At 66.6% G+C, this 20,769-nt stretch carries 19 protein-coding genes; 9 read left to right on the forward strand and 10 right to left on the reverse strand.

The genetic code is table 11. The features are described 5' to 3' along the window. Positions 1-32 precede the first annotated feature (32 nt). Genes OYT95_RS24720 through OYT95_RS24730 form a run of 3 tightly spaced genes read left to right on the forward strand, consistent with a single transcriptional unit; the run spans position 33 to position 3,501 of the window. Positions 33-755 carry an SDR family NAD(P)-dependent oxidoreductase gene (locus OYT95_RS24720; RefSeq protein ID WP_009475563.1) on the forward strand — a complete coding sequence of 241 codons (723 nt, stop codon included), beginning with the start codon at positions 33-35 and terminating at the stop codon, positions 753-755. Between the two features lies 1 nt (position 756). Next, positions 757-2,646 (forward strand): AMP-binding protein, encoded by a 1,890-nt coding sequence (locus OYT95_RS24725; RefSeq protein ID WP_268789393.1) that lies wholly within the window; start codon positions 757-759, stop codon positions 2,644-2,646. Between the two features lie 9 nt (positions 2,647-2,655). Beyond that, positions 2,656-3,501, forward strand: coding sequence for a PaaX family transcriptional regulator (locus tag OYT95_RS24730; RefSeq protein WP_268789394.1), 846 nt, complete (start codon positions 2,656-2,658; stop codon positions 3,499-3,501). A gap of 15 nt (positions 3,502-3,516) precedes the next feature. Here the strand turns inward: OYT95_RS24730 and OYT95_RS24735 are convergent, their stop codons facing one another. From OYT95_RS24735 to OYT95_RS24755, 5 genes are all read right to left on the reverse strand, one after another. Continuing rightward, entirely contained in the window at positions 3,517-3,771 is a 255-nt protein-coding gene (locus OYT95_RS24735) for a hypothetical protein (RefSeq protein ID WP_128641193.1), read from the reverse strand. Between the two features lie 76 nt (positions 3,772-3,847). Next, positions 3,848-5,284 (reverse strand): aldehyde dehydrogenase, encoded by a 1,437-nt coding sequence (locus OYT95_RS24740; protein WP_268789395.1) that lies wholly within the window; start codon positions 5,282-5,284, stop codon positions 3,848-3,850. A 35-nt stretch (positions 5,285-5,319) separates the two neighbouring features. Beyond that, positions 5,320-6,426: an NAD(P)-dependent alcohol dehydrogenase gene (locus tag OYT95_RS24745; protein WP_112300393.1), complete on the reverse strand. Its 1,107-nt coding sequence runs from the start codon at positions 6,424-6,426 to the stop codon at positions 5,320-5,322. A gap of 58 nt (positions 6,427-6,484) precedes the next feature. Further along, positions 6,485-7,714: an NAD(P)/FAD-dependent oxidoreductase gene (locus tag OYT95_RS24750; protein ID WP_268789396.1), complete on the reverse strand. Its 1,230-nt coding sequence runs from the start codon at positions 7,712-7,714 to the stop codon at positions 6,485-6,487. Positions 7,715-7,718: 4 nt separating this feature from the next. Next, positions 7,719-9,041: a cytochrome P450 gene (locus tag OYT95_RS24755; RefSeq protein WP_268789397.1), complete on the reverse strand. Its 1,323-nt coding sequence runs from the start codon at positions 9,039-9,041 to the stop codon at positions 7,719-7,721. A gap of 325 nt (positions 9,042-9,366) precedes the next feature. Here OYT95_RS24755 and OYT95_RS24760 point away from each other — a divergent pair, with 325 nt between their 5' ends. Further along, positions 9,367-9,687 (forward strand): 2Fe-2S iron-sulfur cluster-binding protein, encoded by a 321-nt coding sequence (locus OYT95_RS24760; protein ID WP_112300242.1) that lies wholly within the window; start codon positions 9,367-9,369, stop codon positions 9,685-9,687. Between the two features lie 15 nt (positions 9,688-9,702). Here OYT95_RS24760 and OYT95_RS24765 read toward each other — a convergent pair whose 3' ends face one another. Both OYT95_RS24765 and OYT95_RS24770 read right to left on the reverse strand, forming a co-directional pair. Continuing rightward, positions 9,703-10,641: a response regulator transcription factor gene (locus OYT95_RS24765; protein ID WP_268789398.1), complete on the reverse strand. Its 939-nt coding sequence runs from the start codon at positions 10,639-10,641 to the stop codon at positions 9,703-9,705. Beyond that, on the reverse strand, positions 10,634-11,752 hold the full coding sequence (locus tag OYT95_RS24770; RefSeq protein WP_268789399.1) for a LuxR C-terminal-related transcriptional regulator: 1,119 nt from the start codon (positions 11,750-11,752) through the stop codon (positions 10,634-10,636). The genes OYT95_RS24765 and OYT95_RS24770 overlap by 8 nt, the downstream gene beginning before the upstream one ends. A 249-nt stretch (positions 11,753-12,001) precedes the next feature. Between OYT95_RS24770 and OYT95_RS24775 the strand changes: the two genes are divergently transcribed. Beyond that, positions 12,002-12,781 (forward strand): enoyl-CoA hydratase/isomerase family protein, encoded by a 780-nt coding sequence (locus tag OYT95_RS24775; protein WP_268789400.1) that lies wholly within the window; start codon positions 12,002-12,004, stop codon positions 12,779-12,781. 108 nt (positions 12,782-12,889) lie between these two features. Beyond that, positions 12,890-14,575, forward strand: coding sequence for an AMP-binding protein (locus OYT95_RS24780; protein WP_268789401.1), 1,686 nt, complete (start codon positions 12,890-12,892; stop codon positions 14,573-14,575). Positions 14,576-14,638: 63 nt separating this feature from the next. Here OYT95_RS24780 and OYT95_RS24785 read toward each other — a convergent pair whose 3' ends face one another. Both OYT95_RS24785 and OYT95_RS24790 read right to left on the reverse strand, forming a co-directional pair. Beyond that, a complete protein-coding gene (locus OYT95_RS24785; RefSeq protein ID WP_037231217.1) occupies positions 14,639-15,055 on the reverse strand; it encodes a MaoC family dehydratase in 417 nt (138 codons plus the stop codon). Next, complete coding sequence (locus OYT95_RS24790) at positions 15,052-15,504, reverse strand: FAS1-like dehydratase domain-containing protein (protein WP_268789402.1); 453 nt, start codon at positions 15,502-15,504, stop codon at positions 15,052-15,054. Before OYT95_RS24790 ends, OYT95_RS24785 begins: the two co-directional genes overlap by 4 nt. A gap of 62 nt (positions 15,505-15,566) precedes the next feature. Here OYT95_RS24790 and OYT95_RS24795 point away from each other — a divergent pair, with 62 nt between their 5' ends. Together OYT95_RS24795 and OYT95_RS24800 are read left to right on the forward strand one after the other, a co-directional pair. Then, complete coding sequence (locus OYT95_RS24795; RefSeq protein ID WP_268789403.1) at positions 15,567-16,742, forward strand: acyl-CoA dehydrogenase family protein; 1,176 nt, start codon at positions 15,567-15,569, stop codon at positions 16,740-16,742. Between the two features lie 2 nt (positions 16,743-16,744). Then, positions 16,745-18,691: an AMP-binding protein gene (locus OYT95_RS24800; protein WP_268789404.1), complete on the forward strand. Its 1,947-nt coding sequence runs from the start codon at positions 16,745-16,747 to the stop codon at positions 18,689-18,691. Positions 18,692-18,758: 67 nt separating this feature from the next. Here OYT95_RS24800 and OYT95_RS24805 read toward each other — a convergent pair whose 3' ends face one another. Further along, a complete protein-coding gene (locus OYT95_RS24805) occupies positions 18,759-19,520 on the reverse strand; it encodes a FadR/GntR family transcriptional regulator (protein WP_012691748.1) in 762 nt (253 codons plus the stop codon). Between the two features lie 117 nt (positions 19,521-19,637). Here OYT95_RS24805 and OYT95_RS24810 point away from each other — a divergent pair, with 117 nt between their 5' ends. Then, a complete protein-coding gene (locus tag OYT95_RS24810) occupies positions 19,638-20,717 on the forward strand; it encodes an acyl-CoA dehydrogenase family protein (protein ID WP_268789405.1) in 1,080 nt (359 codons plus the stop codon). Positions 20,718-20,769: the final 52 nt, after the last annotated feature.

A 20,769-nucleotide genomic window follows, 5' to 3' on the forward strand; every position in this document is an offset into this window, starting at 1 on the left:
CAGGCATTCTCATTGCGGGTGGGACGTCGGGGGTGGGTCTCGCCACCGCGAGATACTTCGCCGACGCAGGGGCGACGAAGCAGGTACTGGTCGGCCGTAGCGACCGTCGCGGTAAGGACGCACTTGCTCGACTCGCAGAGACCAATCCCGGATGCGATGTCCTGTTCGTCGCGGCAGATGTCAACGAAGCCGGGGCAGCGGACGAAGTCGTCCGGCAGGCACACGAACATCTGGGCGCAGTCGATGTTCTCGTCAACTCTACGGTCGCGCAATATCAGCCCACGTTGCTGCACGACATCGAACCCGGCAAGTTGATCGACATCTTGGTCCAGCAGGCAATCGGACCGATCTTGATGAGCAGGGCCGTCGTGCCCGTGATGCGCGAGCGCGGACACGGCGCGATCGTCACCATCGCGTCGGACGCAGCGAAGGTCCCCACCCCGGGAGAGACCGGAATCGGTGCCGCGATGGCTGCGATCGTGACGTTCTCGCAAACCCTCGCCGTCGAAGCCAAGCGATACGGTGTTCGTGTCAATGTTCTGACACCGTCACTCATCGTCAACACCGGATCGTACGATCGGGCCATGAATGCCGAGTTCAGCAAGAAGATCTTCGACAAGATCGTCTCACAGGCTCAGCTGGGTCTCACCGAGCCCGAGGATCTGGCCGACGCAATTCTGTTCCTCGCATCTCCGCTCTCGCGCAGAATCACAGGACAGGTGATCAGTGTGAACGGTGGTATCTCCGTTGCCTGAGATGAGCACACGTGCGCCCTTGGTGCGCCGTCGTGTCCGGTCGAGAGAGGACATCCTCGACGTGGAACAGCAGCGACACCAGCACCTGCTACCCGGATCGACCATTCACGCATGCCTGACCGAATCGGCTCGTCGGCACCCGGACAAGAGCGCGATTCTGCATCTCGACGCGCCGGACTTCACGACGCCGACCCGAGAGGTCACCTATCGCGAGCTACTCGAAGGGGTGGAGGCATCGGCATCGGTGTTCCTCGAGCGTGCGGCGGACGCACCGAGTGTCGTCGCCGTGATGGTTCCGATGGTGCCCGAGGGATTGTTCGCCACCTGGGGAGCTCAGCGGGTGGGTACGGCCGTGCCGCTGAACCCCTTTCTCGAACTCACCTCGCTCGTCAACATCCTGAAGCTCACCTCGGCGACCGTCCTGGTCACGACTGACGAGATCCTTCGGGAACGCGGTGTGGAAGCCAATGCGGTTCTGACGAGTGTCCCGACGCTTCGGGATGTCCTTCTCGTCGGCGGTGACAACAGCACGTTCACGGAAGCATTGACCGAACATCGCGGCCGCACCGTCGACGTCGACGACGACCCCCACCGGGATGCAATGGTCATGCCCACCGGTGGCACGACGGGTGCGCCGAAGTTGGTGCGCATGTCGCAGAGCGGCCAACTCGTCGTGGCGTGGAACGTCGGAGCACTGATGGGGTGCGAGGAAGATGCCGTGGTTGGCCACGGTATGCCGAACTTTCACTGCGGCGGAAGCATCGCGCTTGCCCTTCGATCGGTCGTCTACGGACAGACGTTGCTGACTTTGACGTCCGGTGGCTTCCGGTCTCGGGACGTTGTCGAGAATTTCTGGGCGATCGTCGAGCGATACGGCATGACATCGACGATGACCACCCCGACGACAGCATTCGCGATCTTGAACGCGGCGGGCGCACCGAAGGGCTCGACGACGCTGACCGATTTCCACGTCGGTGGAAGCACGGTTTCCACTGCTCTGATCCGGACGTTTCACGATCGGTTCGGAATATGGCTGCGCGAATGTTGGGGAGGCACAGAGTTTCACGGAACGATCACCGGACATCCGAACGACGGCGTCGAACCGCGCGTGGGCTCGGCCGGCCGGTCCCTGCCGCACTCCCGGGTGCGCGCTGTCGTTCTCGATATCGACGGCCGGTGGATGCGTGACTGCAATCCAGGGGAGCAGGGAGAGTTGCTGATCGGCGGACCGACTGTCAGCCCCGGATACCATGACGCGCATCTCGATGCCGGCTTCTTCGTGACCGGTGTGCCCGGCGGGGGAGTGTGGGGACGGACGGGCGATCTAGGCACGGTGGACGAAGACGGATTCGTCTGGGTTTCTGGACGCAGCAAGGATTTGATCATCCGTGGTGGTCACAACATCGATCCACGAGATATCGAGGAGGCGCTGGGCTCGCATCCGGCGGTCGAAGTGGTGGCTGCGGTAGGTCGACCGGACCAGGCGAAGGGGGAGATGCCGGTCGCCTATGTTCAGCTCAAGGCCGGGTCTGTTGCCGAGCCCGCTGAACTATTGCAGTTCTGCCGAGAACATGTGCAGGAGAAAGCGGCTACCCCGGTCCATGTCACGGTGCTGGATCGGCTGCCGCTGACTCCCGTGGGTAAGATATCGAAGCCCGCACTACGAGCACTGGCGTTGAAGGACGAGGTTCGTCACGTCGTTTCGAGCTCGAGCCGGGCACCCGTAGTCTGTGATATCGCACTCGACGACACCGGTCTTCGTCGGGAAGTGACCGTGACGCTGACACCCGCATCGGCATCGAGCGTCGACATCGAGTCGTTGGAGGAGAAGTTGGGGGCTTACGAGTTCTCGGTGCGGGTCGAAGTGGGTACATTCGTTGCGACACAGTAGGAGGACTCGTTGATTGCGTCCAACCGTCTTGCGCGGCAGCCACTGCCGCCGCCGAGTGCGCGGTCGATGCTGTTGACGGTAATCGGTGAGTTTTTGTACGACGCCGAGGAGGGGGCGTGGACGGCTGCCCTGATGAAGGTCCTCGGTGGGATGGGGATAGAGGATCACGCTGCACGGCAATTGCTCTCGCGCGCCGCATCGGCCACGTGGATCAAGCGGGAACGCGTCGGTCGTGGGGTGCGCTGGCATCTCGCCGACCACGGTCGCGCGTTGGCGGCCGACGGCATCAAGCGGTCGCATGCGTTCCTCGACGGACCGTCTCCGTGGGATGACGAATGGCTCGTGCTGACGATCACCGTGCCCCAACGCAAGAACTCGGTTCGCAACCGTCTCAACGGAGGACTGACCTGGTTGGGGATGGGCAATCCCACACCAGGAGTCTGGGTTACACCGCACGTCGACAGAGCGCGAGAGCTGAGCGAATTGATCTCGACGCTCGGTCTGACCGAATCGGCACTCGTCCTCACCGGGAATCTTCACCCGGGAGGACTGGGCAACCACGAAGTCGTCGATCGAGCCTGGGATCTGACCGACCTTGCCGAAAGCTACCGAACACTGCTTACGCAGGACGGTGCATCCGAGCCGGGCGACGACGACGAACTGCTACTTGCCTACATCGAACTCGTGAGTCTGCAGCAGAGGTTCATGAGGCTCGACCCACAACTTCCCAAGGAACTCTTGCCGGAATGGATCGGTCGTGACGGCGCCGTGCTGTTTCAGCGACGCCGCGAACAGTGGGCAGCGCACGCCCATGCGCATTGGCTCAGGGTCGTCGAGGAATCCGCGCCGAAATAGGTCGCGCTGGTCCAGTCACCCCGCGGTGCGAACGCGCGAGTACGACCTTTTCCTGCCCGGTCGTGCGGGTGCGAGTTTGGTCGTGCAGAGTTCGTCGAGTCGGCGCTTGACGCTGTCGTTGATGGTGGGGTGGTGGGTGAGGAGACGTTGCAACCGGCGGTAGAACACGGCCGGGAACACGCCGAATTCGGGGAGGATGTGTTCGTCACCGCCGCCGAAGGGTGCCCATTTGACCGCGAAGTCGAGCATGTCGAGTTCTTCCCTGGTCACGGGTGTCTCCTGTTTCTCTGCTGTCGGGTAGGCGGGTGCGGCCGTGCGATTCCTCGCGCGGCCGCACCCGACCGAGTCATCTCACGTCGAGGTAGATGCTCTTGAGCTGCTGGTAGCTCGCGAGTCCCTCGGGTCCGAGTTCGCGTCCGAGGCCGCTGTCCTTGATACCGCCGAAGGGTGCGGTGGGGTCGTTGGAGTAGCCGTTGATGCCGACGGTTCCGCTGGCGACGTTGCGGGCGAACGCGGCGCCGCGGTCGGGGTCGGCGGTCCAGATGGAGCCGCCGAGTCCGTAGTCGGAGTGGTTGGCGATCGCGATGGCTTCGGCCTCGTCGGTGTAGGGGATCACCGACAGGACGGGTCCGAAGATTTCCTCCTGGGCGATGGTGTGCCCGGTCTCCACGTCGGCGAAGACGGTGGGTTCGACGAACCAGCCGTGGTCGATGTTGTCGGGTCGGCGGCCGCCGGTGGTGACGCGGCCGCCGTCGGAGCGTCCCTTGTCGATGTAGCTTTCGACGCGGTGCCGTTGCCGGGCGGAGACGAGGGGACCCATCTGGGTGGTGTCGGACAGCGGGTCGCCGACCGACAGGCCCCTGGCGAGGTCGGTGATGGTGTCGACGATCTCGGTGTACCGCGAGCGGGGTGCGAGGACGCGGGTGCCGAGCCAGCAGATCTGGCCGTTGTTGAGGAGGGTTGCGGCGTAGAAGGATTCGAGGTTCGCGGCAAGGTCGGCGTCGTCGAGGATGACGGCGGCGGATTTGCCGCCGAGTTCGAGGGTGACGGGCCGGAGCAGTTCGCCGCAGGTGCGGGCGATGGCGCGGCCGGCCCCGGTGGAGCCGGTGAAGGACACCTTGTCGATGCCGGGGTGGGCGACGAGGTAGGCGCCGAGTTCGCGGCCGCCGGGGACGATGTTCAGCACACCGGCGGGCAGTCCCGCGGCGATGGCGGCCTCGGCCATGAGAAACGCGTCGAGCACGGTCTCGGGGGAGGGCTTGAGGACGACGGTGCACCCGGCGGCGAGGGCGGGGGCGAGTTTGAGGAACGTGATGGCCTGCGGCACGTTCCACGGGACGATGGCCCCGACGACGCCGATCGGGGAGCGGGTGACGAGGGTGGATCCGCCGAGCATGCCGGGCCGGATCTCGTCTTCCTGCTTCGCCGCCATCTCGGAGTAGTAGCGGAGCAAGACAGGTGGGAAGCCGCCCTCGAACTGCCGGGCGAGGGTGATGGGCATGCCGTTCTGGCTGCTCACGCGTGTCGAGGTGTCCTCGGCGCGGGCTTCGAGTTCGTCGGCGAAGCGGCCCAGCACCTCGGCGCGCTGTGCTGCGCTCCATGCCGCCCACTCGGCGAGTGCGGCGCGTGCGGCGTCGACGGCGTCGTCGATGTCCGTCTCGGCGCCCTCGGGGACCGAGCCGATCTGCTGTTCGGTGGTGGGGGAGATGACCGGGATGGTGGAGGCGCCGGACGGCTTGGCCCATCCGCCGCGGATGTAGAGATCGGTGTAGTCGATCGTCATCGGGTGTCCTTCTGGGGAGGTTCGGTGAGGGGGTGTCAGTCCTGCACGAGCACGGGTTTGAGGACCTCGCCGCGGTGCTGGGCGTCGATCGCGTCGTTGATCTTCGCGAACGGGAACGTGGTGACGAGTTTGTCGAGCGGGAACCGGCCGGCCTTGTACAGCTCGACGAGTTCTGGGATGAACTCGTCGGGGACGCTGTCGCCCTCGATGATTCCGGTGATCGTCAGACCCATGGCGAGGGAGTTGATGATGTTCAGCGGCACGGACGATTCGGGGTCGGCCGGTACACCGATCAGGCCGACCTTGCCGTGGAAGGTCATGGAGCCGACGAGCGATTCGATCACGGCAGGGACGCCGGAGGTGTCGATCGCGTAGTCCACGCCGGCGGGGATGATGGCGCGGACCTGCTCGGCGACCGGGCCGGCGGCGGGGTCGAGGGCGTGGGTGGCGCCGAGTTCGAGGGCGAGATCACGACGAGACTGGTGGGGTTCGACGGCGATGATGGTGGTGCAGCCCTGGACGACGGCACCCATGACGGCGGCCAGGCCGACCGATCCGGCGCCGGCGACGAGGATCGCAGATCCGGGCCGGCAGTTCAGGGAGCGCATCACGGCGCCGGCGCCGGTCTGGATGCCGCAGCCCAGCGGTGCGAGGAGTTCGGCGGGGATGTCGGTGGGCACTTTCACGACGTTGCGTTCGAACGCGAGGCTGTAGGTGGCGAACGAGGACTGCCCGAAGAACAGGCCGGTCAGGGATTCGCCGTCGGGGGTGGTGATCGGGCCGGTGCCGTCGTCGCGGACGCCGTCGTAGGCGAGGTGCATGAACTGGTGGCAGTAGGACGGTGCCCCGGTGGTGCACGAGGGACAGGTGCCGCAGCTGTTGAAGGTGATGGCGACGCGGTCGCCGGGGGCGACCTTGGTGACGCCGTCGCCGATTTCGCGGACGATGCCGCAGCCTTCGTGGCCGAGGACGGCGGGCAGTGCGGTGGGGAGGGCGCCGTCGCGGGCGGCGAGGTCGGTGTGGCAGATGCCGACGGCCTCGATCTCGACGAGTACCTCGCCGGTCTTCGGTCCGTCGATGGTGATCGGCTCGAGCGTGAACTCGGTGTGCGGTTCTCTCGCGACTGCTGCGAGTGCTTCCATCGTCATGTCTCCATGTCTTGTGCGGCCGGCCCGGTGGGGACGACCGGAATCGAAATGCTCAGAGGACGGCTTCCCGCAACGAGATGGCCGGATCGGCGAGAGCGGTGGGATCGACCTTGCTGCGATTGCCGATGAACTTCTTGCCTGCCATGAATTCGCTTGCGGCATTCACGGTCTCGACGGCCACCGGGACGCCGTCGCTGTCGAGGTGGAACAGGGCGAAGGACGAATCGGACGGGTTACCGCGCAGGACGGCCCTCGTGTCGGGGCCGACCATACCTGCCATCTTCATCTTCAGGTCGAACTGATCCGACCAGAACCACGGCACCTCGTGCGGCGACAGCGGCGTCCCCGTGATGACCGACGCCGCCTGCTTCGCCTGTTCGACTGCGCTGGGGATGCTTTCGAGTCGCACCATCTTGCCGAGCGTGTCGTGCAGGCGGTAGGTCACGTCACCGATCGCGAGGATGTTCGGATCGCAGGTATGTGCCGAACCGTCGACCACGATGCCCGCGAGACAGTCGATGCCCGATTCGCGGGCCAGGGCGTCGTTCGGGATTGCGCCGACACCCACCAGCACGAGATCACAGGGGATTTCGGTTCCGTCGCCGAGCACGACACCATCGACGCGTCCCGCCGTCCCGGTGATCTCCCGAACTTCCGCGCCCGTGCGGATGTGGGTTCCGCGGTTCCGGTGGAACTCGGTGAGGACCGTCGACAGTTCCGGACTGGCGACCCGCGCCAGCACCCGGTCCTCCCGTTCGATGACCGTGACCTCGCATCCGCGAGCGCGGGCCGAGGCTGCGACCTCGAGGCCCACGTATCCACCGCCGATGATGGCAAGTGCCGATCCGGTGTGCACGGCGTCGCGCAGCAGGGTGGCGTCGGCGAGGGTGCGCAGGCTGAGCACACCCTCGAGGTCGCTCCCCGGCAGCGTCAGGGTTCGCGGCGCGGCACCCGTCGCGAGGACGAGCGTCGTGTACGCGAGGACTGTGCCGGACGCCGTCGTCACAGTACGGGTTTCGCGATCGATCCGGACGACCGGATCTCCCAGCAGCGTCTCGATCGCGTTGTCTGCGTAGAACGTTTCCGGTTTGAGCCACTGGACGAACTCGTCGTCGGCGTACTTCTTCGACAGCGGAGGGCGGTGATACGGCGGATGCGACTCCTCGCCGCAGAGGACGATACGGCCGTCGAACTTCTGCTGCCGCAGCATGCCGGCGAGTGTGCCGCCGGCATGCCCGGCCCCGACGATCACCACTGTGGGTGTGGTGTGTGGCGTGAGCATCGTGCTAACCGGTGAACTCGATCTTGACGGGCATGTTCTTGAGCCCGCCGACGAAATTCGTCTGGATCATCTTGGTGTCGTCTACCAACTCGAGCGACTCGACGTGGGGGAGCAACTCCTCGAACATGATTCGAAGTTCCAGCTTCGCCAGGTGCTGGCCGATGCACATGTGCGGGCCGTAGCCGAAGGCGATGTGCTTGTTGGGGCGGCGGGTCGGGTCGAAGCGGTCGGGGTCCGGAATGGCATCCGCGTCGCGGTTGCCCGACTGGTACAGCAGCATGAAGCGGTCGCCCTTCTTGATGTCGCGACCGCGGAGCGTGTAGTCCTGGGTTGCCTGACGCATGAAGTGCTTCACCGGCGAGGCCCAGCGCAGCGACTCGTTGACGATGTGCGGGGCCAGCGCCAGGTCCGCTTTCGCCTTCGCCAACAGGTCGGGGTTGCGGCCGAGTTCGAGCATGCCGCCGGCGAGGGTGCTCGACGTGGTGTCGTGACCCGCGGTCGCGATGGCGATGAAGTATCCGTAGGCCACCTCGTTGGGGTAGTACTCGCCGCTCTCGTCGCGGGCCACCGAGATGATCGTCGCGAGGTCGTCGCGGGGGTTCGCGCGCCGGTCCTGCAGCAGCCTCTCGAAGTACGCGTAGAAGTCCTGGATGGTGGCCACCCACTGCTTCGCGGCGGCGTCCGGGGTGAGAGGTTCGACGTCCTCACGGGCGGCGTCGGGATCGGCGGTGCCGAAGAATTCCTGCGTGAGGGCCATCATCCGCGGTTCATCCGATTCGGGCACTCCGAACAAGCTCATGATGACGTGCAGCGGGTAGTGGAGGGCGAAGTCCTTGACGAAGTCGATCCGACCGTCCGTCTCCAGGAGCCTGCCGACAGCGGCCTTTGCCAGGTCGCGGATGACCGTTTCCCACTTCGCGAGGTTGGTCGGCCGGAACCAGTCCAGTGCGATGTCCTTGATCGCGGTGTGCTCCGGCGGGTCGAGGTAGGTGAGTGTTTCGAGGATGCGAAGGCTGCCGTTGTTGATGCTCTTGGTGAACTGGTCGCCGGCCTGGTTCGCCAGGATCGGGTTGACGGAGCCTTTGTCCTCGCCGCCCGCGCTGGTGAAGATGCCGGGCTGGCGTTCGATCTCCATGATGTCGGCGTGCTTGCTCACCAACCAGATGGGGTCGTAGCCCTCGACCTCGGCGCGGCCGAGGGGGTTGTTCTCTCGTAGCCAGCGGTAGGCCTCGAACAACGCGTCGTTGTCCCGGTGTCCCTCGGGTAGCACGATCTGACGGGCGACGGTGTCCGGAATCAGTTCCGTGACCTGCTCTGTAGTGCTCATCAATTCCCCTTCGTGGTGCAGTGAGTTCCGGCGCCGTCTGTCGCGGCGCCCTCGCCGACTGGAGTGACTTCAGCCTGTCAGCCACGCGGGTGAGGGGCATCACACCATCGATCGAAAGTTGTCCACCTAACGGGGTATGTGTGCTGGGTCACGTGGGCGGCGGCGGGCTCCTGCAGCGCAACTTCACCCCACCGGAGGGGGGTAATCCGTCGAAGTGGTGATGTGCCGGATCAGTGACCCGCGACACAATTGCCGGTACAGAGCGCGGCGGGATCCCCGGAACGGTCCGCGCAGATGTTCACCGATCAATCCGAAGGAGATCGCCATGCCCACCGTCGTATACCAGCTCCCCGACGGCTCGACGTCGTCCGTCGACGTCCCCGCCGGCCAGAGCGTGATGGACGGGTCGGTACGCAACAACCTCCCCGGCATCGTCGCCGAATGCGGCGGCAGCTGCTCGTGCGCCACGTGCCATGTGTACCTGGACGAGGACTCCGCACCCGCATTCGGGGAGCCGACGTTGGAGGAACAGGACCTTCTCGAGTTCCTCGACGGCGTCCAGCCGTGCTCTCGCCTCGCGTGCCAGCTCGTGCTGGCGCCGGACGTGGACACCGTCACGGTGACCGTGCCGTCCTCGGACGCCTGAAGCCATCCGGCCGCGTCACCGCGTGAAGGACTGATACTTCGCGATCAGTTCGGCGCGGTTGGTGGCGCCGAGTTTTCGGAGGATGCGTTTCACATGCGACTTGACCGTGTCGACCGTGATGACCAGTTCGGCGGCGATCGTGGAATTCGACGCCCCGGTGAGAATCAGCCGGACCACGTCCGCCTCGCGTTCGGTCAGCGGATCGAGCAGGCGCCGCACGGCGTCGTCGTGCTCGGCACCGGCCTGCGTGAGGTCGGCAGACCCTCGTGCGGTCACTGCGTCGAACTCGGTGTCGCTGCTCCACCGCTGGGCGCTTTCCCGGAGGAGGACATCCTGGCGGTCGCGACGGGATTCGAGCCCGACCCGCTCGAAGCATCCGCCGAGCACCTCTGCGAATACTGCCAGGGCGTGGCGTCGTGACCCATCCAACGGTGTTCCGACGTGGACGAGCGCAGCAGCAGTTCCGTCGACGACGACGGGCACGATGGTGAAACCGTTCGCGCCCAGCGTCTCTCGCAGCTCGGCGGGAATCTGGGAACCGACCGTGGCCGTGTTCGTCTCGAGGGCACGTGCTTCGGGTGAACCTGCCGGGAGACCGAACCCGGCGGGCAGAGCGGGCGTCGTGTCGGGGTCGGCGCTGAACGCGGCGACGGGAATGATCCGGTCGCCGTCGAGGCGTGAGAGGACCACCTTGTCCGCGGAGCAGAGTTCGGCGGCGCGCTCACACGCTCGCCGCATGAGTTCCGCACTCGAGGCGGCGTCGTCGAGTGCGTGGACGGCGCGATCGATACCTTCCGCAATTGCAGCGATGTCGGCGGTGCGCGTCGCAGCGAGTGCGTTCCTGCGATCGAGGAGATCGACCAAAATCCTTCCGAGCTCGACGGCGTGCTCCGAAGTGGCCGTGCGCATTTCGGCGAGGGTGTCCGAGATGGCCCGATCGAGCTCGTCAGCCACCGCACACCGTCTTGGCGTTGGCGCACAGCGCCGCCACTTCGGCCCGCGTGGAGACGCCGAGTTTCTTGAAGATCCGCTGGACGTGGGACTTGACGGTGCCGTCGGAAATGCACAGCCGACGGGAAATGGTGGCGTTGGTCGCCCCCGTGGCCATCAACGTGAGCACCTCGCGTTCGCGCGCGGTCAGCGCATGCGCGCGCGGGATGGCCGGAGTCTGCGGAGAGTCGGTGGACGCGTCGGTCCGGGGAAGGTCGCAGGTGGCGACCTCCGGCATCGTCAGGGGCTGCTCGAGGTGCCGCAGTGCCTGGGTGAGCCGCTGTATCTCGGCGTCGACGTGCTCGTTGCGGGCGGAGATCTGCCGCCGCAGGTCGGCGCGTTCCTTCGATGAGGCGCAGGCGCCGGCCAGTACCGCGACGAGGTGGACGTCGGTGTCGGACAGGCTGTCGCTCTGGCGGTCGACGTGGATGATCGCCACCGCGCGGGCGTCGACGACGACCGGCACGGCGAGGTATCCGGCGGGCCGCGACAGATCGATCAGCGGGCGGTACGTGTGCCGGTAGGTGTCGACGGCGTCCACGGCATACGGTCGGCGCCGGCGGACCAGTTCGGCCTCGCGCGGTGCCTCGCGCAGCGCGATCTCGCGTCCGTCGATTGCCGTGGCGAGTTCGTGGAAGTCCCCCGTCAGTTCCGGGTTGACGGCTAACGCGATGGGAGACCAGGTGGAACCGCGGACCACGGAGAACATCGCCTTGCCGTATCCGAGGCTCGTGCACAGTTCCTGGGTCACGACGTCGGCGAGGCGATCCGCACCGGCATCGAGCGCACGGACGACCCGCTGCAGTGCCTCGAACTGGGCGGTGTGCACGCTCAGTCGGCGGGCGATGTCGTCGCGACTCGCGGCGTCGAGTTCTGTCACGAGTTCTGCGAGGCGCAGGGTGCGCTCGGGGGAGTCGACGCCCTCACGCAACTTCCGGGCCGCGAACGCACGAATCACCGTGAGGTCGGGTTCGCCGTCCGCCAGGCGGATCAGATTCGGCTCGTTGCCGAGAAGGTCCTGCAACTCTGCAACCGCCTGCTCGGCAAGCTCGGACGAACTCGTCGAAATGACCACTCACCACTCCTCGCGCCGTGGCCGCCGCACGGATGACGACGACACCGTCGTCCGTTCCTGTGACACAACGCACAGTATAGAGAAGGTGTCACCTGGGACGTTGCTGCACCGCCCACGGCCTGACTCCAATGTATATGTCAGTCCAAATACGTCACGTACTCCGCGAAAATGATCCGAGGAGGTTCTTGTCTCGGATGCGAACCCCGTACTAGGGTCGAATGGTACGACCAAAATGGAAGGACCGGCCTAATGGCGCACCCTGTGCGATACGACGTCGACGAGCACATCGCCGTTGTCACCCTCAATCGCCCCGAAACCCGCAACGCGCTGTCTGACGACCTGCTCGACGAGCTTCTTGCCGCCCTCGAACGCGCCCGGGACGACGGGGAGGTGCGGGTCGTCGTGCTCGCGTCGTCGCACGAGAAGATCTTCTCGGCGGGCGGCGACCTCAAGGCGTTCGCGAGCGAGACGTCCACGATCGTCAAATATGCCGGGCTGGATCGCTTCCCGCGGCTGTATCAACTCATCGGTGGCCTCGGGAAACCGGTGATCTGCGCGGCGGGTGGCGACGTGCTGGCCGGCGCGTTCGGGCTCGCGCTGGCGTGCGATTTCGTGCTCGCAAAGGAGTCGGTCCGGTTCGGGTGCCCGGAGATCAACGTCGGTGTCTTTCCCTTCATGATCTCCGCGCTCATCTACCGGAACGTCGGGCGACTCAAGGCGAACGAGCTGATGATGTACGGCGAGCTCATCACGGCCGCGGACGCGCTCGAGCTGGGTTTGGTGAACCGGGTGATCCCGGACGACGACTTCGAGGCGGAGGTCCGGGCGTGGGCCCGCCGGCTCGCGGGCAAGTCGCCGCTGTTGATGCGGCTCGGAAAGGAGGCGATCAACAACACTCGCGACATGTCCCTGCCGGACGCCCTCACGGCGCTGCAGTCGCAGCTCGCTCTCGCGTTCACGACCGACGACATCGTCGAGGGGGTCACCGCGTTCCGTGAAAAGCGTTCTCCCGTATGGAGCATGCGCTGATCGCCTGGGTTCGAACTCATTGCACTTTCGGTCTAACCATTATATTGTGAGGGCCAACACAGAGTCTTTTATTCCCTCTTCATATCTGCGCTCAGAGGAAGGCATCCCATGGCGTTCGCATCGGTCACCGATCGCTATTCGGACGAACAGATCCGAGAGTTCTATGCCACCGGGCAGTGGCACCGCGACACCTTCTTCGACATGCTCGAGGTCCAGGTTGCCGAGCGGGGCGACCGTGTCTTTCTGACCGACGACACCAGCGGCGGCATCACCTTCCGGCAGTTGCGGGACAGGGCGCTGAGCCTGGCCGTGGGACTGCGGCGCCACGGGATCACCGTCGGCGACCGCGTGTCGGTGCAGGTTCCGAACTGGATCGAATTCGCGATCATCGCCGTGGCGTTGTCGCGCCTGGGCGCCGTCCTGGTGCCGATCATGCCGATCTACCGCCGCGACGACGTCGAATACATCCTGGGTAATGCCGGTGTGCGGCTGGCGATTACGCCGCAGAGCTTCAAGAAGTTCGACTACGCGGGCATGTACACCGAGATCCTGGGTGCCGTCGACTCGCTCGAGGACGTGGTCGTCGTCCGCGGGAGTGGCGACCTGCCGAACCGCGCGGTGTCGTTCGAGTCGCGGTTCGCGGAGATCGGACCCGAGGAGGCGATCGCCGAACTCGGGCCCGGTGTCGGGCCGGACGAGCCGTTCGTCATCGTCTACAGCAGCGGCACCACGTCCCGGCCCAAGGGCTGCATCCACACGTTCAACACGTTCGCCTGTGGATCCCGCCTGCTGGCCAAGGGGTTCGCCTACACGCCCGACGACGTGCAGTTCGGCCCTTCGCCGATCACGCATACCACCGGCCTGGTCACCAGCATCGTCCTTCCGCTCATGCACGGAGCGGCGTCGCATCTCATCGAGGTGTGGGAGCCGGTCCGCGGGATGGCGCAGATCAAGGAACGCGGGTGCACGGTCGCGGTGAGTGCCACGACGTTCCTGCAGATGCTGATGGACGCCTACGATCCCGCCGTGCACGACATCAGCAGCATGCGGCTGTGGGTGGCGGCCGGCGCCCCGATCCCCGCCAGCTTCGTCACCAAGGCGGCCGAACTGTTCCCGAGCCTGCAGGTACTCAGCCTGTACGGCCGGTCGGAAAACGTCACCACCACCATGTGCACGGTGCACGACGAGCCCGAGCGGTCGCTCACCTCGGACGGGCGTCCGCTGCCGATGCAGTCGGTGAAGATCGTCGACGAACTCGGTGACGAGGTTCCGCGCGGCGAGGAAGGCGACATCGCCTACAAGGGCGCCATGCATATGCTCGGGTATCTCCACAACGCGGAGGAGACGGCCAAGCTGTTCACGCCGGACGGCCACTCCCGCTCCGGGGATCTCGGCCGGATGGACGAGGACGGCTACGTGCGCGTCACCGGCCGGACCAAGGACATCGTGATCCGCGGCGGCATGAACATCAGTGTCCGTCAGGTCGAAGACCTCCTGGCGGCGCATCCCGGCGTCCGCGGTGTGGCGGCGGTGGCGATGCCGGACGAGCGTCTCGGGGAGGCGGTGTGTCTCTACCTCGTCGCCGCGCCCGGCTACGGCGACATCACGCTCGAAAAGATCAAGACCTACCTGCTCGAGCAGGGGGTGGCGATTCAGAAGGTTCCGGAGCGGTTGGAGATCGTCGAGGCGCTGCCGACGACGGCCACGGGCAAGATCCAGAAGAACGTGCTCCGTGCGCAGATCGCGGCGAAGATCGAGGCAGACCGACAGCAGCGGGCACAATCCGTCAGCTGATCGGAAGGCAAAGGGGGCGAAGCCGATCGGCTTCGCCCCTTTCTCGTAGTTCGAGGTGAATGATCAGGTCGCGGCCACCACGACCGTCGCCGATCCGGTGACGACCGGGCCCTTGGTGCCGGAGGCGACGAGATCGAGGGTCGCCAGCGACTCACCATTCGCCTCGGTGATCGTCGCGACCGTGCCGCCCACGGTCAGGGTGTCGCCGAGGAAGACCGGGGCGACGAACCGGACACCGAAGGAGCGCACATGCTCGACGCCGAACGTGTCGGACAGCCACCCGGCCAGAATCCCGGCCTGCATCTGCCCCATCGCGATCACCCCCGGGAAACCCGAGGTGGCGACGAAGCCGGGATCGTGGTGCAGCGGATTGAAATCGCCTCCGGCGCCGGCGAACCGGACGATGTCGGTCTGGCTGATAGGGCCGACCACCCGGGTGTCGGGGGCATCGCCGACGCGGACCTTGGCCGGAGTTCTCATCGCTGCTCTCCTCGTTCGATCAGGACTTCCTCGAGCCGCACCACGGGTTCACCATCGGCGTCGACGTACTCGGTCTCCAGGGTCACGACGCGCATCGTCCCGCCCCGCTTGCCTTCTCGCTGTACGTCGTCGACGACGCGGCGGGTGCCGACCACGTGGTCGCCGGCGGTGAGCGGTCGCAGGTACGTCCACGTGACCGAACCGACCACCACCCGCGCGAGGGCCAGGCCCAGCGAGTCGACGAACGCGCGCTGGTCGCGTTGGTGTCCGGCGACGACGGTGTGCGTGAGAGTCGCGGGCACATCGCTGAATCCGGCGTCGCGCGCGGCGGCCGGATCGGTGTGCACGGGGTCGGTCGTGAACGTCGCGCGCGTGAATTCGCGGATCTTGCCGCGTTCGACGTCGTAGTCGACGCGGTCGACGACGCCGGCGGGGAGTGGGTCTGACATCCGGGCCTCCTTTTTGGACTGACCTATAGTATCATTGAGCCTAAATTCGTGAGGAGGGTGCAATGGAGCTCGCTGATTCCCCAGACGAGGCCACATTCCGTGCAGAGGTCCGGAAGTGGGCCGAGAAAGCGGTCCCGACGCTGCCGTGGCCGGAACCGGTCGATCTGGTCGACAAGGTGCCGTTCTGGCAGCAATGGCAGCGACTGCTCTTCGACTCCGGCTACGGCGGGATGTCGTGGCCGCAGGAGTACGGCGGTCAGGCCGCCGACCCGATCCGCAAGGCCATCTTCACCGAGGAAATGGACCGCGTGGGTGCGCCGGAGCGGCTCAACACCATCGGCGAGGACTTCGCGGGCCCGACCATCATCGATTTCGGGACACCCGCGCAGAAGGAACGGTTCCTCCGGCCCATTCTGACCGGCGAGGAAATCTGGTGCCAGCTGTTCTCCGAGCCGGAGGCAGGATCGGACCTCGCGTCGCTGCGCACCAAGGCCACGAAGGTGGACGGGGGCTGGAAGGTCAACGGGCAGAAGATCTGGACCAGTCGCGCACACATCGCGGCCCACGCGATCCTGCTCGCCCGCACCGGCGGCGGCCCGCGGCACAAGGGCATCACCTACTTCCTGGTGCCCATGGCCAGTGAGGGCATCACGGTGCGCCCGCTCGCCCACATGCTCGGCGAAGCGGAATTCAACGAGGTGTTCCTCGACGACGTGTTCATTCCCGACGACCTCGTCGTCGGAGAGGTCGACGGCGGATGGAAGGTCGCGATGGGCACGCTCGCCTACGAGCGGGTGGCGATCGCGACGGGCCGCGTCAACACCAAGCGCGCCGTGGGCGACATTGTGTCGGACATCGCGGGGATGACCGACGACGCGGGCCGCCCGCTCGGTGAGGACCCGGTGATCCGGCAGAAGGTCGCCGACCTGTACGGCCGCGCCCTCGTGCACTACCTCATCGGCCAGCGCGTCATCACGCTCGCGGCCAACGACGGCCCGCCGGGGCCGGTCACGTCGATCGGCAAGCTGTTCTTCTGCCCGCTCGTCGAGGAACTCGCCGATTTCCGGCTGTCCCTCGAACCGGTCGGCGGGCAGTTCGCCCTCGACGACGACCAGCAGAAGACAGCGCGGTGGCAACGGCTCGCGTATCAGGCCCGCGGCACCGCCATCGCCGGCGGATCCACCTTCATCCAGCGCAACATCGTCGCCGAGCGCATGCTCGACATGCCGAGGAGCTGACCGTGTCCGACTACACCTGGCATCCCACCGACGAGTACGTCGAGAACGCCAACGTCACCCGGCTCGCCCGCGCCCACGGGCTCTCGGGCCTGGGCGAACTCCGTGCCCGTTCCGTCGCCGACGTGCGGTGGTACTGGGACGCGGTGGTTCGCGATCTCGGCCTGCCGTTCCAGACCCCGTACCGCGAGGTGCTCGACACCTCCCGCGGAATCGAGCACCCGGACTGGTTCGTCGGGGGCAAGACGAACGTCGTCGACGCGTGTCTGGGGCGGTGGCTCACCGACCCGGCGGCCGCCGACCGGACCGCGGTCGCGCACGAGGCGGAGGACGGCACCGTCCGGAGCCTGTCGTATCGCGAGCTCGCGGCGGACGTCGAGCGGGCGGCCGCGGGACTTCGGGAGCTCGGCGTCGGCAGGGGGGACGCCGTAGCCCTGTTCCTGCCGATGATCCCCGAGGCGGTCGTGTCGGTGTACGCGGTCGCGCGGCTCGGCGCGGTGCTGGTTCCGCTGTTCTCCGGCTTCGCTCCCAGCGCGATCGCGTCCCGCATCCAGGACGCGGACGCGAAGGTGGTGATCGTCGCGGACGGAACGGTGCGGCGCCGCAAGTCCGTCACGATGAAGCCGGCCCTCGACGAGGCTCTCGTCTCGTGCCCGACCGTGCAGTCGGTCGTCGTGGTCGAAAACATCGGCGTCGACGTAGAATCCACCGGCCGCGACATCTCCTGGGCGAAGCTGCTCGGCAACGGCGGCGACCCGGGCCCGGTGGAGGCGATGAACGCGAGTGAGCCGTTCGCGCTGGCGTACACGTCCGGGACGACCGGCAAGCCGAAGGGAGCCGTGCACACGCACGCCGGGTTCCTCGTGAAGACAGCCAGCGAGGTGGCGTACTCGTTCGACCTCACGCCCGGCGGGGTGTTCTGCTGGATCACCGACATGGGCTGGATCATGGGGCCGCTGTCGATCGTCGGCACCCACGCCAACGGCGGCACCCTCGTGCTGTACGAGGGTTCGCCGGACGTGCCGGACACCGACCGGCTGTGGCAGCTCGCGCAGCGGCACGGGGTGACCATGCTCGGCGTCTCGCCGACATTGATCCGTACCCTGCGCGGACGGGATTCGGATGTCGCGGCGCGGTACGACCTGTCGTCCGTGCACACGATCGGGTCGACCGGCGAGCCGTGGGATCCGGACTCGTACGACTGGCTGGCACAAGATGTGTTCGGGGGCCGCGTTCCGGTCATCAATTTCTCCGGCGGCACCGAGGTGGGCGGCTCGTTCCTGGCGCCGTACCCGGTGGAGCCGATCCACAGCTGCTCGCTGGGCGGTCCGTCGCTCGGGATGGACGTCGACGTCGTCGACGACGCGGGACGGTCGTTGCGCGGCGAACAGGGCGAACTCGTCTGCAGGCAGCCGTGGCCGTCGATGACGCGCGGGGTGTGGAAGGACGAGGAACGCTACCTGGAGGCGTACTGGTCGACGTTCCCCGGCGTGTGGCGGCACGGCGACTACGCCCTCGTCGACGACGACGGCCAGTGGTACATCCGGGGCCGCTCGGACGACGTGATGAACGTGGCCGGCAAGCGCCTCGCCCCGGCGGAGGTCGAGGCGGTGCTCACCGCGCATCCGGCGGTCTCGGAGGCGGCGGCGGTCGGTGTCCCGGACCCGAAGAAGGGCGAGGCGGTGTGGGCGTTCTGGGTTCCCCGCGCGGACGCGGACACGGCGGACATCTCGGCCGAACTGGTCGCCGCCGTTGCCGCGGAACTCGGAAAACCGTTCGCGCCGAGCGTGGTTCACCGGGTGTCGCGGCTGCCGAAGACCCGGTCGGCGAAGATCCTGCGCCGGGCGGTGCGCGCCGCCGCCCTGGGGACCGACCCGGGTGACCTGTCCGGTGCCGAGAACCCGGAGGCGATCGACGAGATCCGCGCCGTGGTGGCGGGCGGCGACATGTGAGTAACGAAGAAGGGGCCCACACCGCACGGTGTGGGCCCCTTCTTCGTCGAAACGGAAAATGTGAAAGCTACTCGTCGAGTGGGATGTCGGTGCGCTTCTCGAAGTCCTTGATCGACTCGGCATACGAGTGGACGTGCCGGCTCATGCGACGCACGGCGGCGTCGGCGTCCTTGTCGCGGATGGCCTTGGTGACGGAGCGGTGCGCCTTGACGGTGATCTCGCGGACCTTGTCGTCGATGAAGCCTTCGTTTTCGGTGGCGGCGTAGATGGCCCGCGACAGCGAGATCATCAGACCCGACAGCAACTCGTTGTGGCTGGCGCTCGCGACGGCGACGTGCCAGTCGATGTTGGCCTGAAGGAAGTCGTCGAGGCTGTCGCCTGCACCGGCGATATCGTCGTTAGCGGCGTCGAGTCGCGCGAGATCCTCGTCGGTGCGATGGCGGGCGGCGAGCTGCGCGCAGAACGGCTCGATCGCCTCGCGGGTCTCGAGCAGAGCGGCGAGACGGATCTGGCGACCGCGGATGAGCAGGGCCACCGTGTCGGCCATGGATTGCTCACCCGGGCGCTGCACGAAGGCGCCCCCGGCCCGGCCCGCCTTGATACGCACCAGTCCCTGCACCTCGAGGATGCGCAGGGCCTCGCGAACCGTGGTGCGGCTCATCTTCGTCTGGACGACGAGTTCGCGTTCCGGTGGCAGCGGTGTGCCTTCGACGTAGTCCCCGCTGAGGATGCGCTCGCGCAGTTCGTTCGCGAGGACGTCCGACGCCTTCGGTACCTCCATCGGGGTCAACTGGATGGAGGAACGCCCGTTCCGGGTGGTGTTCGGCACGGCTGGTGGCATGGCTCCCCGCCCTCTCTGGTCTAACGGTCAGACCTAATATACCATTGGGTTCTCGCTGCATTCGTCTTGCAGCCTATTCTTCGTCTCATCGAGAGGACCAGTTCTATGCGCTGGGAACTGTCAGAAGAGCAGGAAATGTTCACCGAAGCCCTGGACGGCTGGCTCGGGCGGTTCGCCACTCCGGCGAATGTCCGCAAGTGGGGTGAATCGGGAGATCCTGCCGAATTCGAGCAGAAATTCGTCGAGGAAGGCTGGTTCTCCGCCGGCCTCGGCGAAGACATCGGTGGTCAGGGCGGTGGTCTGCTCGAACTGGCGCTGACCGCCGAGGCGCTGGCCCGGTACGCCGCACCGTCGAGCGCCTGGACCGCGTCCGTCCTCGCGGCGCCCCTGCTGCCCGCCGACGTCGCCGCCGACGTGCTGGCAGGGGGTGGTTTCGCGGCCGTGGCCGTCGACGCGACGCGTCCGTTCGGCCTCGCCGATTCGGTCCGCGCCGACGAGGGCGGCGCACTGACCGGCCGCGTCGCCACGGTGCTCGGCGCTGAACGGGCGAAACTGCTGGTTGTCCCGGCGACCGGCCCGGACGGCACCGCGGCCCTGTACCTTGCGCGCGTCGACGACCCGGGTGTCACGGTCGAACAGCACCGCTTCCTCGACCCGTCCCGCGCGGCCGCGGATGTCCGGTTCGAGGGCGTCACCGGGCGGCGTCTCGACATCGAGGCCGAGACCGCTCTCGAGGACGCCGGACTGCGGGCGGCCGTGCTCGTGGCCGCGGACTCGCTCGGGGCGATGGGCCGCATGCTGCATCTCGCCGTGGACTACAGCAAGCAGCGGCAGCAGTTCGGTGTCGCGATCGGGTCGTTCCAGGCCGTGAAGCACGCTGCGGCAGGCATTCTCGTGTCCGTCGAGGCGGGACGGTCCATTGCGTACTACGCCGCGGCGTCGGTCGATCTCGGTCTGGACGACCGTGCGATTCATGCTGCCGTCGCCAAGGCTCAGGTGCCCCGCAATGCGGTGCAGGCGGCCGACAGTGCTCTCGTGATGCACGGCGCGATCGGCTACACGTGGGAACACGATCTGCACCTCTACTACAAGCGCGCCAAGTTGAACGAGAAGTTGTTCGGCGGCCCGGGCGTGTGGAACGAGCGCGTCGCACGGGATTTGCCCCTGTTGCCGGCCGCTGGATGATCGGCCGTTGACTTTTTGGTCTGTCCTTTAGTAATTTAAGTCCAAACGGAAC

This window comes from Rhodococcus sp. JS3073 (assembly GCF_026810085.1).
GTDB classification, from domain to species: domain Bacteria; phylum Actinomycetota; class Actinomycetes; order Mycobacteriales; family Mycobacteriaceae; genus Rhodococcus_F; species Rhodococcus_F wratislaviensis.